The following is a 15,530-nucleotide window of genomic DNA, read 5'->3' as shown; positions in this document are numbered from 1 at the left end:
AGGGAAATGACAGGATATTGGTGGAAAGATCTTTTTGACCGCGATAACCACTGGCAGGGTTTAACGCTGACGGTGCGGGAGGATTCGCGGGCAGGGCAGGCAGTCGAAATACTGAGTGGCCATCATGGTCGGATGGCGTTAACGCTTTATGGTGAGACCCTGTTCTGGGGCGCCATGCTGAAAGATCACTCTGGCGTCTGGTTGGTATTGAATACCGATTACGCCGGACGGCGAGATTTATTACCTCCCGTGACATCGGAAGATGTCGAGTTCATCAAACGCAAGCCGCAGGGGGACTGGACTGGCGAGTGGTGTCGCTATTTTGCCCGTCAGTTGATGACTGCACCTGTTCCGCTCCTGTCACCGCGCCGTTGGTTGTTACGGCCAATGTCAGCCGCCAGACGTACTGCGCCTTATACCCGTCAACAGCCCGTCGCGGTGAAAGACTGGCGATTTGAATCGCCGGAGAGTAGCGGGAATTTTGGCTGCTGTTGGAGTCTTTACGGCGACGATTTTCCCGAACTGGCCAATCCCCACCGCGTCACATTAGTTGACTGGTGGTGGGGCGGGAATTTGCTGCTCGGACGTTATCCCCTACAACCCGCAGCCGGGCGCCTGAAATGGTGGCGTAAAAAATGCCGCGAGGGGACATTGCCGCCGATACTGGTCTGGTACATTGCCGGGCTGGGATCGTATGTGATCCTCGATGGTCATTATCGCCTGCAGGCTGCCATTGAAGAGGGGAGCCCTCCCGAATTTCTGGTACTTAGTGAACTCAATGAGCGGGAGCTGCCGTCGTCCCCTGAAGAACGAACTCGTATTGTCAGAGCGCTGGAGAAACAGCAGCAAAACCCGGGTGTTAATATCGAAGGGATAAATCAAACACTGATAAATCTGTACGATACCCGCTATTTATATGCGGCGACCCACAGTCGCGCGATTCTCGGGGAAGGTGAAGCCTGGGTAAAAGAACTGGGGGACTATTTACGCCGACATCATCTTGATGCGTATCTGGCGAAAATAGTCGATCAGGTTAATGACTGATTTTTTCCGGCTCATCAAGATAAAGCGTCTGACTGGGAAACGCGAAATCAGCGCCGTGGCTCTGCACGATATCAATAATGTTCAGATAAACATCTTGCTGGACCGCGAGCCATTCTTTCCATACCGTGGTTTTGCTAAAACAATAGACCAGAATATTCAGTGATGAGTCTCCGAACTCGTTGAGATAAACCAGCAGTGTCTGCTTTTGGTCAATATCAGGATGGTGTTCAAGCATGCTTGTGACCGCCTCGACAATTTCGCGGACTTTCCCGGCATCTTCATAACGTAACCCGATCACCGTTTTAATCCGTCGGTTGGTCATTCTGCCCGGGTTTTCGACGCTAATAGCAGAGAATATAGAGTTCGGGACATACAGTGGGCGGTGATCGAATGTATTAATTTTGGTGGTCCGCCAGCCAATTTCAGTCACCGTACCTTCGATATTTCTGTCGGGAGAACGGATCCAGTCACCGATGCTAAAAGGTCTGTCAAAATAAAGCATAATGCCTGAAAAGAAGTTGCTGAGAATATCTTTACCCGCCATTCCGACGGCGATACCACCAATCCCGCCAAAGGTTAGCAGACCTGATAAACTCATACCGAAGTGTTCGCCGTACAGTAAAACAATCGAACTACTAATTGCGATCTTGATAATGCGCGACACGATTCTGGCGCTGGTCACATCCCGACCTTTATCGATCTGCGCTTTCTCAAATTGGTTGATTACTAAAAACAGTTTTATCGTCAGGATAATCGCAATGAGTGAGGTGCAGATAAAGTCGATTACGCTGGCTGAAATGAACGTCAGCTTGTAGCTTGCAATGACGTTATTGATGATGCGACCCACCGTACCGATGATAATTGCGTAAATAAAGAACTGGGCAGCGTGAAAAATAAAACCTTTCTGCCATTTTAATTTACGGTAGAGCCAAAATCGCGTCAGTACCAGTGCGGCGCTACAGCTGAAAATCACCGCCAGATTGAAAGCGTTTTTTAAAATGAAATCCGTTGTCATAGGTATCACTATTACTCCTGGAGGGCTATTTATGCATTAAGGCCAACCCGAAGGGACAATATTTTATCAGAATGAAAGGACAGCGGATAATTAAATGGGCGAAAAAATAGTGCATTTAGTGCCAGGTTCAGAAACGTAGCGTTAATGTGAACGCAATGTCACAGCTTTTTGGGCAGACAATCGCTCATTGTCATGGTATTGTTGCGCACAAGTAACAGAGCTTTCATCTGCAAAAGGACGACACTATGATCATGACAACGCTGAAGACAGCAAAGGGGAAGAAGTTTCTGTTGTGCCTGCTGGGGGTATTTATTATCGCAGCGTCAGTGGTGACGCGAGCGACCATCGGCGGGGTGATAGAGCAATACGATATCCCGCTGTCTGACTGGACGACGTCAATGTATGTCATTCAATCTTCAATGATTTTCGTCTATAGCCTGGTCTTTACGGTTTTACTGGCGATCCCGTTGGGGATCTATTTCCTGGGCGGTGAAGATAAACACTAATCAGAAAAAGGCCCGACTCACTGGCCGGGCCTTGATTGCAGGCCGGATAAGGTGTTTACACCGCCATCCGGCATTTTCATGTACTGATTAATCGTCTTCTTCGTCGTCCAGTTCAACCGGCGTCTGATACTGATCGGGTTTGATGACCAGCAGATCACAACGCAGATGGTCGATGACCTGTTCCGCTGTATTACCAAGGAACGCTGCGGAGATACCCGTGCGTCCGACCGTACCTAACACCACAATCCCCGCTTGCAGATGTTCTGCTAAATCAGGAATGACCTCTTCTGGCAGGCCTTTTTCAACGTGCGTGACATCTTCATTAATACTGAATTTTTGCCGCAGCGCCTTCATCGCAAGCAGATGCTGGCCGCGGATCGCATCGTTATAAACGCTCGGATCAAATTCAGGTAATTCAATGGCAATATTGATAGGCGTAACAGGATACGCGCCAACCAGATGCACTTCGGTATGGTTGACCTGTTCTGCGAGTTGTAGCGTCTCTTTGACCAGTTTATCGTTCAGCGCATTATGGTACGGTTCTTCACTTGCCAGATTTACCGCAACCAGGGCTTTACCCCCTTCAGGCCAGGGCTGATCTTTCACCATCCACACCGGACTTGGACATTTCCGTAACAGATGCCAGTCAGTAGGGGTAAAGATGACGGCTTCCAGCCGGTCGTGCTGGTGCGCCATTTTCAGGACCAGGTCGTGCTTGCCGCTGATAACTTCCTGGATGATCGCCTCAAAGGGACGGTTGTGCCAGACCACTTTAATATCAACAGGAATGCCTGCATCAATATAGTATTTTGCTTGTTCACGTATCCATGCTGTTCGCTGGCTGATAACACCCTGACGCATTGCCGTGCGCTCATCAGGCGACAGCAGGGTAGTCATCTCATAGGAAAAGTCATAGATCGGCAGAAAGGCTTTGATTGCGCCACCAATCCGTTGATGCAAATAAACAGCTCGCCGTAATGCGGGTTGATCGTCCTGGTTAGGATCGATGACTACCAGCATGTTTTGATACATAGCCATACAGGGTCTCCTTACAACTGTCACCGCAGTCTGTATTTAAAAGAGTAACCCATATATGGTAATTGAAACAGGGAAGAACCTTCTGCCAGATCAATAAATTGGGGAAATCTATGGTTTTTGACTCTATACCGTTTAAATTGAACAACTTTCTTCAGGAGTGGTGTCGCTCTGGAGGCAATGCCGTCGGCATGAGGTTATTCAGCATATTGACCTGATCCTGGTGCATATCCCCAAACCATTAAACTGTACTGGTATCATCATGTCTCATCGGGCTGGCGATTAAAGAAATGTTAATTCGCTAATCAGATCACACAGTTCTTTGAATGTGGTGATCCACTTTGTGGTGCCGAAATTGCTGAGTGCTTTCGATTCTGGGAACTGATGAGCGTAACTGAACTGATCTATCCAGCAGGAATCACTGCTACGGCAGCGGGCTATTCAACGGGTAAGCAATGGAGCGAAGACAGAACTGGGGGAAATGGCCCCAGTTCTGGGAGTGACATTAATTTTTTGTATTATCAAAACCAAACCGGGATTTAAACTCTTCAATATCGGGTACTGGCGTTATACGGTGAATCATTCGATGGCAATTTGAGCAAACGATCGCAAGATCGTCCAATGAGGTTTCTATTTTGTCGCTTGCTTCGGATAACGGTTTGATATGATGTACTTCACAAAAATCACTGCCAAGATCTCCGTAGACATCCTTGAAGCTAAAATTGCAAATTTCGCACTTGAGATATCCGGTGGTGTTAAGAACATGTCTTTTCTTTTGATTTATTATTACCTGATTGCGTTCTTTCTTGATATGCGTAACTAATACCCCCCGGCCTTCAGTGGCAGAACCCATTAAATCCAGATCCGTGACCCCTGCAGCATTTGTAACATCGTATGACTGTATGGAATGTGCTATTGATTTATCGTTTATTAATTTTTTTACTGTTTTAATAAATTGCTGGTTTCCTGGTTCTGATGCGTACCATAGTGGGGACTGACCGGGCCAACCTTTGCCTTTTCCCGGTGCAAGAGTTCGTTCACCAGGTTGCAGGAGGAATGCGTTTTTGGTTTCGGTCTTGATGTTGTAATACAGAATATCATCCTTGAGATGAAGTTCTGAAGGCGTTGGTGTTTTCTTGTACTGACGATAAATCGTTGCATATTTATACCATCCGATGACGACAATTCCACCATCCGGGGCCGTTGCCAGCCATACAACGGTTATATTTTCTATAGATTGTTCACCGCGACCTGCCCCGAGCCTCCCAATATTAATCTTCTTTCCTTTAGTAACCTGGACATATCCATACAAATAGCCATTAATGTCCACAAAGTTGCAGGCTTCGTGCCCAATATAGCTGTCGTTGTATTTTCCGCCTTTCAGAGGGTAATCTTCATCAGTAGAGCCGTGATAACTGGTCATCCATCCAACATGACAAAAGAGTAATTTCATCACTTGATTCCTTTACAATGAATTGTAGATATAACAACGACATTCTCAGGAAAAACTGTAATTTTTCCACGCAGTATCAGAGTGAGTATTGTTCTACATCATAGGTGATATCCACTATTTGCAAGGTGAATATTTCAACACTTGCCATAGTGCCTTCTTAGCCTATCTTTGTATGGTAGGCCACCTATCGCGTACCGTTTTACCCTCAGTTCATCAAAAAAACCATCTTCCTGGTTTGCGATAAAGTCAGGGGGATATATCAACAAAAAGCGGGAATGAAGGGAATTAAAACGGTTCTGGACTTTAGATGAAGTGAACTCAGAATAAGGAAGCCATACGATACTTCAACTGATATTAGCTGAAACAGAAGGGATGACCAGAGAAGCGCTTTGAAAATCACACATATCTGGCTTTTGATACCCAGATTTAGGGGGGATGTTTTGTTGCCGCTATTCACTGCTATCGTCTGACCTTAGTCATCTTTATGCAACTGAAACATAACTAAATCAGTGAAATTGCAAAGAACCTTCTGCCAGATCAATAAACCGGGAAAATCTACCGATTTGACAGAAGGATAACTGACACGTTGGCGAAAAGATTAGGCAACGTTACGCGTATGACCGGCCAGGACTGCCAGCGCATCGCTATTTTCGATCGTAATATATTTACCTTTAACTGCCAGCATTCCGCTCTTCTGGAAACGCCCCAGCAGACGGCTAATGGTTTCGACCGTTAAGCCAAGGTAATTACCGATATCGCCACGCGTCATGGTCAGGCGGAATTCGCGGGGTGAGAAACCACGTTGTGCAAACCGGCGAGACAGATTGTAGATAAAGGCCGCCAGACGTTCTTCCGCATTTTTCTTCGACAATAACAGGATCATGTCCTGATCGCCTTTGATCTCGCCACTCATCAGACGCATCATCTGTTGACGCAGATTCGGCATTTTGCCCGACAGATCATCCAGCGTCTCGAACGGGATTTCGCATACCATTGAGGTTTCCAGCGCCTGGGCGAAACTGGGGTGATGACCGCTACCGATGGCGTCAAAACCAACCAGATCCCCTGCAAGGTGAAAACCGGTGATCTGCTCATCGCCTTGTTCGGTGATGGTGTAGCTCTTAATCGTGCCGGAACGGATAGCATAGAGTGACTTCAGCTCATCACCTGCTTTGAACAGGGTCTGGCCTTTTTGAATAGGCTTTTTACGCTCGATGATATTATCAAGCTGGTCAAGCTCATGCTCGTTAAGTGTGAACGGGATGCAAAGCTGACTGATGCTGCAATCCTGGCAATGGATAGCACAACCGCCAGACTGAATGCGCCGTATAATTCGCTTTTCCGGGATCATAGGTCTGCTCAAGCCGTAATTGATATTTGTCAATTTTAACATCTTTTTGGTGAGCACGTAAGTCTGAGCTACCGTCAATAGGGGATAATTCAGACATAAGCGAAGTGAATATTTCTATCTCTTTGAAAATACTTAATTTATATGCGGTTATTTTACAGCAAAGTGTGAGTCAGATGGCACGAAATGCCTGGATTTTAAAGTAGCAGGTAGCCTTCATGGCGCAGTAGCCACTCTTTTCGTTGCACGCCGCCAGCGTACCCGGTCATCGTGCCGTTACGCCCAATGACGCGGTGACAGGGCACAACAATACTGACGGGATTCGCGCCATTGGCGGCTCCGACCGCGCGTGCGGCGCCAGGACGACCTAACTGCTCCGCTAACTGACCGTAATGCATGACATGTCCGCACGGAATGGAACGTAGCGCCCGCCACACCTCACGTTGAAAATCGGTGCCGCCAGTGGCGGTTTCCAGCGTATCGATGATGCTGAGATTGCCCTCAAAATAGTCAGAGATCTTGTCGCTTAAGCCGCCGGGGTTTTTGGTGACAACACGCTCATACCCTTCGCTGCGATAGTGGATATCCAGCAATTGCTCCATACGGTCGCTGTGTTGCTCCCACTCGATCGCCCGTAGGCGAAATTGTTCATCGCAAATCACCCATAGCGGACCCAGCGGAGTCGCGATGTTGTCTTGAAGTAATTTCAGCATCCGTTTCCCTTTATTCAGCACGGAAATATTTCCGACACAGTCGGCAAAATGACACGATATCATGCGACGATGATCGGCATCTATACCCTAAAAAGAGAAGGAGGCACTGCTCCGTAGCCCACACCGCAGAGCATCATGACCTGTTTTTGGAAACAACTGTAAAGCGTTGTCGGCATAATATCGTGCGGTTATGATAGTGCGGAGGCTAAAGCTGGAGGATGAATCATGAACCCTGACGACACATCGCTATTTCTTGACGCCATGGAGGATGTCCAGCCGCTAAAGCGTTGTACGGATATACACTGGCAGCCCACGCGTAATCAACGCGCCCCGCAGCATCTGGATACACTCCAGCTTGATAATTTTCTCACCACCGGTTTTTTGGATGTTATCCCGCTCAGTCAACCGCTGGAATTTCGTCGGGAAGGTTTGCAGCAAGGGGTTACCGACAAACTGCGTTTAGGTAAGTACAGCCAGCAGGCAAGCCTGAATTTGTTGCGCCAACCTGTTGAAGAGTGTCGCAAGATGCTGTTCAGTTTCATTTCGCAGTCATTGCAGGACGGTTTACGTAATGTGCTGATAATCCACGGTAAAGGACGTGAAGACCGTTCACATGCCAATGTCGTTCGCAGTTATGTCGCGCGATGGCTGACAGAGTTCGACGATGTTCAGGCTTATTGTACGGCGTTAGCGCATCATGGCGGCAGCGGTGCATGCTATGTTGCGTTGCGCAAAACCGCGCAGGCGAAACAAGAAAACTGGGAACGTCACGCCAAGCGCAGCCGCTAGCGACATCACGGCAAAAATTCGCCTGCACCGCCAGGAGCGGACGGTAAAATGGGAACAGAGAACACAGCGTCTTCCATGACGCATCAGCAGTATCATGCGACGTCAGGCGGCGAGCACCCTGTTACGTCCGTCATTTTTGGCTTTGTATAACGCATCGTCCACGCGTTTAAACAATTCGTCGATACTTTCATTCTGTTCATGTCGCGCCACACCAATACTGACCGTAAAACGCGGTAAGCCAGCAATACTGATTTTGGCGACACTGGCGCGCAGGGTTTCGGCGATGGCCATTGCCGTATCCAGGGGGGTGCGCGGCAACAGCAGCACAAACTCCTCGCCACCCCAGCGAAAAACCAGATCACCTTTACGGGCGTGGGCTTCAAGCGTGCGAGAAAGGGCGCACAACACCTCATCGCCTTTCAGATGGCCATAAAGATCGTTGATACTCTTAAAGCGATCGGTGTCGATCAGCAGCAAACTGTAATCCTGCGTCAGTGCTAAATGGGGCGTCTGGCTGTGCTCGGTAATTTGATAAAACTGCCTTCGGTTTAATAAACCGGTGAGCTCGTCATGCATTGCGGCGCGCTCCAGCTCCTGCTCAAGCCGCTTTTGTTCGGTGATGTCGTGGATGATACATAACATAAGCCGGTCGCCGTATATTTCGATAGGGCCTGCATACGTTTGTACGTGACGGGTGGAGCCGTCAGCCAGTTTGTGCACAAAATTGAGCGGCTTATGCCCGCCGGGCAGGCGTGCGACTTCATGCATAACAGGCAACACATGACGGCCTAATTCATTAATTTCCCAGGTATGTTTTTGGCACATCACCTCGTGGCTGTAGCCGTAGAAGTTCATCGCCGCCAGGTTAGCATCCACAATTAGCCCCTCACGGGAAGGATCGATCAGCAGCATGGGCGCGGTGTTTGTCTGGAAAAAACGGGCATAGAAGCCTTGTTTCTTGCGTTGATAGTTTGCAGAGCGGCTAGCCTTCAGCCCCTGTACCGCCTGTACTTCAAAACCCTCAAAGAGAATCACATCGTCTCCGGTTGCGAGTGTTTTGATAGAAAGTCGGCAGGACAGCGCATTTTCCTGACCATTACAATAGATCGTCAGGATTTCTACAATATCCCGCTGATTTCGTAGGTCAGTGATATACATGGACAATTCATTTTGCGCATGTGCCGAAAATAACCCCTTCCGCAGTTGGCCGAATGTATTTTCCTGCATTAACTCCCGCGCTGCGGTATTGGCAAATACCAGCTCTTCTTTATGCGGTGAGACGATCCAAACAGGAACGGTTAATAAATTCAGGGCATTGAGTTCGTGTGCAATCATTGATAATCCTGTTATCTTCACATGCTGTGCAGCCAATTATTGGCAGATCATTTTTATCATCAATCTCTTACAGCGAAATAGTTTGCTGCGGAGCTAATGGGGGCACAGCTTTCAACTGCTTTACGATACTGTCTTTTTGGATTAATTCTGGGATTCTATTCGCTGGAATCGGTTTTGCAAACAAAAAACCTTGCAGAACACCGCAGCCCATGCGGGTTAACAGCATTTCTTGCTCCGGAGTTTCGATGCCTTCAGCAACAACACGCATATTCATAGAATGCGCAATGTCGATAATAGTAGACACTATTTTCATATTTTTGCTGTTTTCAGCGAGATCTTTAATAAATACTCTGTCAATTTTTAACTCACGCGCCGGAAGTGATTTTAACATCAACATATTTGAATAACCGGTCCCGAAATCATCAATAGAAACGATGATCCCTGCTTCAGAGAATGTATTCAATATTTCTACGCTGCGCGATAAATTTTTAAAGGCAACACTTTCAGTGATTTCCAGCGTTAATTGTGTCGGGGAGAGGTGATAACGTTTCAGTGACTCAGAAACAATGTCGACGATATCATGTTGTTCAAATTGCGTGGGGGAGAGATTGATGGCAAGTGACCATTCAGGGTGTCCTTGTTGTTTCCATTGATAAAGCTGGAAACAGGCTTGCTGAATAACCCAGTTACCTACCGGGATGATAAGCCCGGTCTCTTCCAGCGCTGGCAGAAATACACCTGGTAGCAGCAGACCTTGTTTAGGGTGTCGCCAGCGAAGTAAGGCCTCAAAACCGGTCAGGGCATGATCTCCGGCCGTGTATTTAGGCTGAAACCACAACTCGAATTGATGTTGCTCAAGCGCCAGTGGGAGCTCCTGCAAAATTCCTGGCGCAGAAGTCACAAGAGCTTCCATTTCCGGTGAATAAATGGCCCAGCCATTTCTACCTTTCTGCTTAACATGATACATCGCCACGTCGGCTTTCACTTTGAGGTCGTGCAGCGTGGAACCATGTTCAGGATAAAAGCTGCTTCCGGCGCTGAGCGAGACACGAATCATATGCCCGGAGAGTGGGAAGGGGGCATTGATTTCTTCGGCAATCCTCGCCAGTAAGGAAGATAGCAATTCTTTCGTGCTACCTGGTACGAGCAGAATAAATTCGTCACCGCCCAATCGGGCAAGCGTCATCGTGTCGTCAAGGCATTTGCTGATCCGCTGTGCGCTGGCAATCAGCAGTTGATCGCCAATGTGATGGCCCCAGGTATCATTTACCATCTTGAACCGATCTAAATCGATAAACACCAGGGCAAAATGTTGTTGGTGCAGGGCCGAATGGTGCAGACAAGCCTGCAGGCACATATCGATTTGGGTGCGGTTGGCAAGGCCTGTGAGGGAATCAAACTGGGTTTGATATTCAAGACGGGAGTTTAACTGGTGTAAATTGTCGGCCAGTCGCGAGGTTCGCAACTGAGAATCGACCATCGAAATAATCAGCATAATGCCCAGAATCATCAGTGTAATGGCGGAAACCCAGACCGATAACTCGACCGTATTGATGCCCATATGCGGTGTATGCGCATAATGCGTGAATGTGGCAGCTCCCATCCCCGTGTAATGCATCGCGCAAATCGCCAGCGCCATTACGAGCGCGGCGATAAGGCGATTAATCAATACCCTGCGGGAATGTTGTCGTAGATGAAATGCCAGCCACAAGCCAGTTCCGGATGCGATCACGGCAATGACGACGGAGAGCAGAATGAGGCTCGCATCCCAGACAATAGCGGAATGTTCCAGAATGGCGGCCATCCCGACATAATGCATACTCACCACGCCAGAACTCAAAATTCCCGTCGCAACAACGAGTCTTTTTCTTGAAAGCGTATCGCCGGAAATGGCGATAGTGATCGCCAGCGTGGCGGCCACGAGGGCGATCAGAAAAGACAACGCAGTGAGGGGAAAATGATAATTCATTGGCATGCTCATTTTCATCGCCAGCATCCCGATGAAATGCATTGACCAGATGCCCATGCCGAGTGTCGCTCCACCAGAAAAACGCCAGAAAGCCGAACCACGACGACTGGAGATCGCCACTTTACCGGCACTGTCGAGAGCAACGAAAGACGCGATAAAAGCGACTAAAAAAGAAATGCCAATCAGAACGGGGTCCCAGGCAACCTGCAACATCGGGCTCTCCATTGAGAGAATATCGTGCAGATAAATCTAGCAGTAATTTGTGTTAACGGCCTGGCAAAACACGCCACTAATAACATTTTTTTCACATAGAACAACCACATTGCACTCACTAAACTGGTAGAAAACACGGATCCAGAGGGGATGCTCAAACGAAGGGGACACTGCGGACAAGTTGAGTGATATTTCTGAATCATTTCAGCACAATGGGATAAAGAGATATTGCTTAACATGCACTGAAGGCTAGACTATCGGTGAGAATGAATGAATGAGTGTGGAGGCATTGTGGAAGCCATTAAGGGATCGGAAGTTAACGTGCCGGATGCTGTCTTTGCCTGGCTGCTGGACGGCAATGGTGGCGTGAAACCGTTAGAAGATAACGACATTATTGACAACGCGCACCCCTGCTGGCTGCATCTTAATTACACCCATCCTGACAGCGCGCAGTGGCTGGCGACCACGCCGTTACTGCCCAATAATGTGCGCAACGCGCTGGCGGGCGAAAGCCTACGCCCACGAGTGAGCCGGATGGGGGAAGGGACGTTAATCACATTGCGCTGTATCAACGGCAGTACCGACGAACGCCCCGACCAACTGGTTGCGATGCGTCTGTATATGGATGAGCGTCTGATTGTGTCTACCCGACAGCGTAAAGTTCTGGCGCTGGATGACGTAGTGAGCGACTTGCAGGAAGGCACTGGCCCAGAAGATTGCGGGAGCTGGCTGGTGGATGTGTGTGACGCGTTAACCGACCACGCCAGCGAGTTTATTGAACAGCTTCACGATAAAATTATCGATCTGGAAGACAATCTTCTCGATCAGCAAATTCCGCCGCGGGGTTTTCTGGCGTTGCTACGTAAACAACTGATTGTGATGCGACGATACATGGCGCCCCAGCGAGATGTTTACGCGCGGCTATCCAGCGAGCGGCTGCCGTGGATGAATGACGATCAACGCCGTCGGATGCAAGACATTGCCGATCGCCTGGGAAGAGGGCTGGATGAGATTGACGCGTGTATTGCGCGCACAGGCATCATGGCCGATGAAATTGCGCAGGTGATGCAGGAGTCACTGTCGCGCAGAACCTACACCATGTCATTAATGGCAATGGTTTTCCTGCCAAGTACATTTTTGACCGGTTTATTCGGCGTAAACCTCGGCGGAATTCCTGGCGGGGCGTGGCGATTTGGATTTTCCCTGTTTTGCATTCTGTTAGTGGTGCTGATTGGTGGTGTTACTTTATGGTTGCATCGTAGTAAATGGTTGTAACATCAACTATTTTTCTTCATGTATGTGTATGGAAACGCGGTATAGTTTGAGCGAAGTCAATAAACCGTCTACCTATTCGGGGCAATATCTCTCTCGCAGGTGAATGCAACGTCAAGCGATGGGCGTTGCGCTCCATATTGTCTTACTTCCTTTTTTGAATTACTGCATAGCACAATTGATTCGTACGACGCCGACTTAGATTAGTCGGCTTTTTTTTGCCTGCGGGACTACCCTAAAAGTGTCAGCCTGAATGACCGGAGGGTAACATGAGCCGTTTTTTAACCCTGCTGCACCTGCATACGCGTCAGCCAGAACCCTTGCCAACCGACCCAATACCGATGCCCGATCCCATTCCTCGTCCGCAGCCCATGCCAGACCCGCCGCCAGATGAAGAACCGATTAAAATGTCGCATCGTAAGCGGAGATCTGCGAGGATACGCGCCTGCTACCGATAAGCCATATACGATGAGATTGAATTGTGACTGCTTTTTCAGCCCTGAATGTTTTGCCTGATGCCCAACTCGAGAATCTTAACGAGTTGGGTTACCTTGAGATGACGCCGGTACAGGCTGCCGCGCTGCCAGCCATTCTGTCCGGGCGTGATGTCCGCGTGCAGGCAAAAACCGGCAGTGGCAAGACGGCCGCGTTTGGTCTTGGACTTCTGCAGCATATTGATGCGGGTCTGTTCCAGACGCAGTCCCTGGTGCTTTGCCCTACCCGCGAACTGGCCGATCAGGTCGCAGGAGAGTTGCGACGTCTGGCGCGTTTCCTGCCCAACACCAAAATTTTAACCCTCTGCGGCGGGCAGCCTTTCGGCGCTCAGCGAGATTCTCTCCAGCATGCGCCGCATATTATTGTGGCCACGCCGGGGCGCTTGCTCGACCACCTGCAAAAAGGCACCGTTTCGCTGGATGCCCTGAATACACTGGTGATGGACGAAGCTGATCGTATGCTCGACATGGGATTCAGCGACGCCATTGACGAGGTGATCCGTTTTGCCCCCGCTTCGCGTCAGACGTTGTTGTTTTCTGCTACCTGGCCCGATGCCATCGCCGCCATTAGCGGTCGGGTGCAGCGGGAGCCGCTCACCATTGAAATCGACACCGTCGATGCGCTTCCTGCGATTGAACAGCAATTTTATGAAACCTCTTCGCAGGGCAAAATTCCGCTGCTGCAAAAATTGCTTAGCCAGCATCAGCCGGCATCCTGTGTGGTGTTCTGTAATACCAAAAAAGATTGCCAGTCAGTTTGCGATGCGCTGAATGCCGCAGGGCAAAGCGCTCTGGCGCTGCATGGCGATCTTGAGCAGCGCGATCGTGATCAGACATTGGTTCGTTTTGCCAACGGCAGCGCGCGCGTGCTGGTAGCAACCGATGTTGCCGCCCGTGGTCTTGATATCAAATCGCTGGAGCTGGTGGTCAACTTTGAGCTGGCGTGGGACCCGGAAGTTCACGTACACCGTATCGGCCGTACCGCCCGCGCGGGGCAAAGTGGATTGGCGATCAGTTTCTGCGCCCCTGAAGAAGCACAGCGTGCGAATATTTTGTCTGAAATGTTACAGCTTAAACTCAACTGGCTGGTGACGCCGGGCAGCAGCCCGATTGTACCACTGGAGGCTGAGATGGTGACGTTGTGCATTGATGGCGGTAAAAAAGCCAAAATGCGTCCTGGCGATGTGCTGGGGGCGTTGACCGGAGATATCGGTCTGGATGGCGCTGATATTGGTAAGATTGCTGTGCATCCGGCGCATGTCTACGTGGCGGTTCGCCAGGCGGTAGCGCACAAAGCGTGGAAGCAATTGCAAAACGGTAAGATCAAAGGTAAGACTTGCCGGGTTCGTTTGTTGAAATAAGCATTAAGAGGGCGTCTCAGGTATCACACCCGAGACGCCAAAAAATCACTTCACTTCGACGACATCCAGTCGTAACTCATCCAGTTGATTTTCATCTTCTTCTGGCTGCCATCCCGCCGGTTGCAGTGGGATTTCTTCGCGATCAAACGCCAGATCGCCGCCGTTCACAACGTCGGAACCGTGTTTGATTCCTTTGAAGTCAAACAGGTTGATATCGCTCAGGTGAGAAGGGACCACATTTTGCATTGCGCTGAACATGGTTTCAATTCGTCCAGGGTAACGTTTGTCCCAGTCGCGCAACATGTCGGCAATCACCTGACGTTGCAGGTTGGGTTGTGAGCCGCAGAGGTTACACGGAATGATCGGATAGGCTTTCGCCTGCGCAAAGCGCTCAATATCTTTCTCGCGGCAATAGGCCAGCGGACGAATGACTATGTGCTTACCATCATCGCTCATCAGCTTTGGTGGCATACCTTTCATCTTGCCGCCGTAGAACATATTCAAAAACAGCGTTTGCAAAATATCATCACGATGATGCCCAAGCGCAATCTTTGTCGCGCCAAGTTCAGTCGCCGTACGGTAAAGAATGCCGCGGCGCAGGCGCGAGCAGAGAGAACAGGTCGTTTTCCCTTCCGGAATTTTCTCTTTTACGATCCCGTAAGTGTTTTCTTCAACAATTTTATACTCTACGCCTAACTGCTCCAGGTACTCCGGCAGAATATGTTCCGGGAAACCGGGTTGCTTCTGATCAAGGTTAACGGCAACCAGGGAAAAACTGATCGGCGCGCTTTGCTGCAAATTACGCAGAATTTCCAGCATGGTGTAGCTGTCTTTGCCGCCGGAAAGGCACACCATAATACGGTCGCCATCTTCAATCATGTTGAAGTCAGCAATCGCTTCGCCCACGTTACGACGCAACCGTTTTTGTAATTTGTTCAGGTTGTATTGTTCTTTCTTTGTAACTTCTTGATTATCTTGCATTA

General features: G+C 49.3%; 14 protein-coding genes. 6 read left to right on the top strand and 8 right to left on the bottom strand.

Annotated features, from left to right (window positions below; all coding sequences use genetic code 11):
* The first annotated feature begins 6 nt into the window (after positions 1-6).
* Positions 7-1,044 (top strand): ParB/Srx family N-terminal domain-containing protein, encoded by a 1,038-nt coding sequence (locus tag NNO04_RS14315; RefSeq protein WP_271445228.1) that lies wholly within the window; start codon positions 7-9, stop codon positions 1,042-1,044.
* Here the strand turns inward: NNO04_RS14315 and NNO04_RS14310 are convergent.
* On the bottom strand, positions 1,034-2,059 hold the full coding sequence (locus NNO04_RS14310; protein WP_271445227.1) for a mechanosensitive ion channel family protein: 1,026 nt from the start codon (positions 2,057-2,059) through the stop codon (positions 1,034-1,036). The two genes, NNO04_RS14315 and NNO04_RS14310, sit on opposite strands and share 11 nt — an antisense overlap.
* 245 nt (positions 2,060-2,304) lie before the next feature.
* On the opposite strand from NNO04_RS14310, the gene NNO04_RS14305 reads away from it, so the two are divergent.
* The gene (locus NNO04_RS14305; RefSeq protein WP_271445226.1) at positions 2,305-2,565 is read left to right on the top strand and encodes a DUF2534 family protein; all 261 of its coding nucleotides are present in this window, start codon (positions 2,305-2,307) and stop codon (positions 2,563-2,565) included.
* A gap of 87 nt (positions 2,566-2,652) precedes the next feature.
* Here NNO04_RS14305 and uspE read toward each other — a convergent pair whose 3' ends face one another.
* From uspE to ogt, 4 genes are all read right to left on the bottom strand, one after another.
* On the bottom strand, positions 2,653-3,603 hold the full coding sequence (uspE, locus tag NNO04_RS14300; protein ID WP_271445225.1) for a universal stress protein UspE: 951 nt from the start codon (positions 3,601-3,603) through the stop codon (positions 2,653-2,655).
* A 502-nt stretch (positions 3,604-4,105) separates the two neighbouring features.
* The gene (locus NNO04_RS14295) at positions 4,106-5,053 is read right to left on the bottom strand and encodes an HNH endonuclease (protein WP_271445224.1); all 948 of its coding nucleotides are present in this window, start codon (positions 5,051-5,053) and stop codon (positions 4,106-4,108) included.
* Between the two features lie 598 nt (positions 5,054-5,651).
* Positions 5,652-6,404 carry a fumarate/nitrate reduction transcriptional regulator Fnr gene (fnr, locus tag NNO04_RS14290; RefSeq protein WP_003020397.1) on the bottom strand — a complete coding sequence of 251 codons (753 nt, stop codon included), beginning with the start codon at positions 6,402-6,404 and terminating at the stop codon, positions 5,652-5,654.
* A 194-nt stretch (positions 6,405-6,598) separates the two neighbouring features.
* Positions 6,599-7,114 (bottom strand): methylated-DNA--[protein]-cysteine S-methyltransferase, encoded by a 516-nt coding sequence (ogt, locus tag NNO04_RS14285; RefSeq protein ID WP_271445223.1) that lies wholly within the window; start codon positions 7,112-7,114, stop codon positions 6,599-6,601.
* A 225-nt stretch (positions 7,115-7,339) separates the two neighbouring features.
* Here ogt and smrA point away from each other — a divergent pair, with 225 nt between their 5' ends.
* Positions 7,340-7,903 (top strand): DNA endonuclease SmrA, encoded by a 564-nt coding sequence (gene smrA, locus NNO04_RS14280; RefSeq protein ID WP_271445222.1) that lies wholly within the window; start codon positions 7,340-7,342, stop codon positions 7,901-7,903.
* A gap of 102 nt (positions 7,904-8,005) precedes the next feature.
* On the opposite strand, the gene NNO04_RS14275 is transcribed toward smrA, so the two are convergent.
* Positions 8,006-9,238 carry a GGDEF domain-containing protein gene (locus tag NNO04_RS14275; RefSeq protein ID WP_271445221.1) on the bottom strand — a complete coding sequence of 411 codons (1,233 nt, stop codon included), beginning with the start codon at positions 9,236-9,238 and terminating at the stop codon, positions 8,006-8,008.
* A gap of 67 nt (positions 9,239-9,305) precedes the next feature.
* Positions 9,306-11,420 carry a putative bifunctional diguanylate cyclase/phosphodiesterase gene (locus tag NNO04_RS14270; protein ID WP_271445220.1) on the bottom strand — a complete coding sequence of 705 codons (2,115 nt, stop codon included), beginning with the start codon at positions 11,418-11,420 and terminating at the stop codon, positions 9,306-9,308.
* 291 nt (positions 11,421-11,711) lie between these two features.
* On the opposite strand from NNO04_RS14270, the gene zntB reads away from it, so the two are divergent.
* The 3 genes from zntB to dbpA all read left to right on the top strand — a co-directional run bounded on the left by zntB (position 11,712) and on the right by dbpA (position 14,547).
* On the top strand, positions 11,712-12,695 hold the full coding sequence (gene zntB, locus NNO04_RS14265) for a zinc transporter ZntB (protein WP_162382175.1): 984 nt from the start codon (positions 11,712-11,714) through the stop codon (positions 12,693-12,695).
* 266 nt (positions 12,696-12,961) lie between these two features.
* Positions 12,962-13,150: a proline-rich small protein YnaL gene (gene ynaL, locus NNO04_RS14260; RefSeq protein ID WP_271445219.1), complete on the top strand. Its 189-nt coding sequence runs from the start codon at positions 12,962-12,964 to the stop codon at positions 13,148-13,150.
* 23 nt (positions 13,151-13,173) lie between these two features.
* The gene (dbpA, locus tag NNO04_RS14255) at positions 13,174-14,547 is read left to right on the top strand and encodes an ATP-dependent RNA helicase DbpA (RefSeq protein WP_271445218.1); all 1,374 of its coding nucleotides are present in this window, start codon (positions 13,174-13,176) and stop codon (positions 14,545-14,547) included.
* 45 nt (positions 14,548-14,592) lie between these two features.
* Here the strand turns inward: dbpA and ttcA are convergent, their stop codons facing one another.
* Positions 14,593-15,528 (bottom strand): tRNA 2-thiocytidine(32) synthetase TtcA, encoded by a 936-nt coding sequence (gene ttcA / locus NNO04_RS14250; RefSeq protein WP_271445217.1) that lies wholly within the window; start codon positions 15,526-15,528, stop codon positions 14,593-14,595.
* Positions 15,529-15,530: the final 2 nt, after the last annotated feature.

The sequence above is a fragment of the Citrobacter sp. Awk 4 genome, from assembly GCF_028069725.1.
In the GTDB taxonomy this organism is placed as follows: Bacteria; Pseudomonadota; Gammaproteobacteria; order Enterobacterales; family Enterobacteriaceae; genus Citrobacter_D.
Note: the sequence above shows the minus strand (reverse complement) of the source record. Positions and strands in the feature narration are given on the sequence as shown.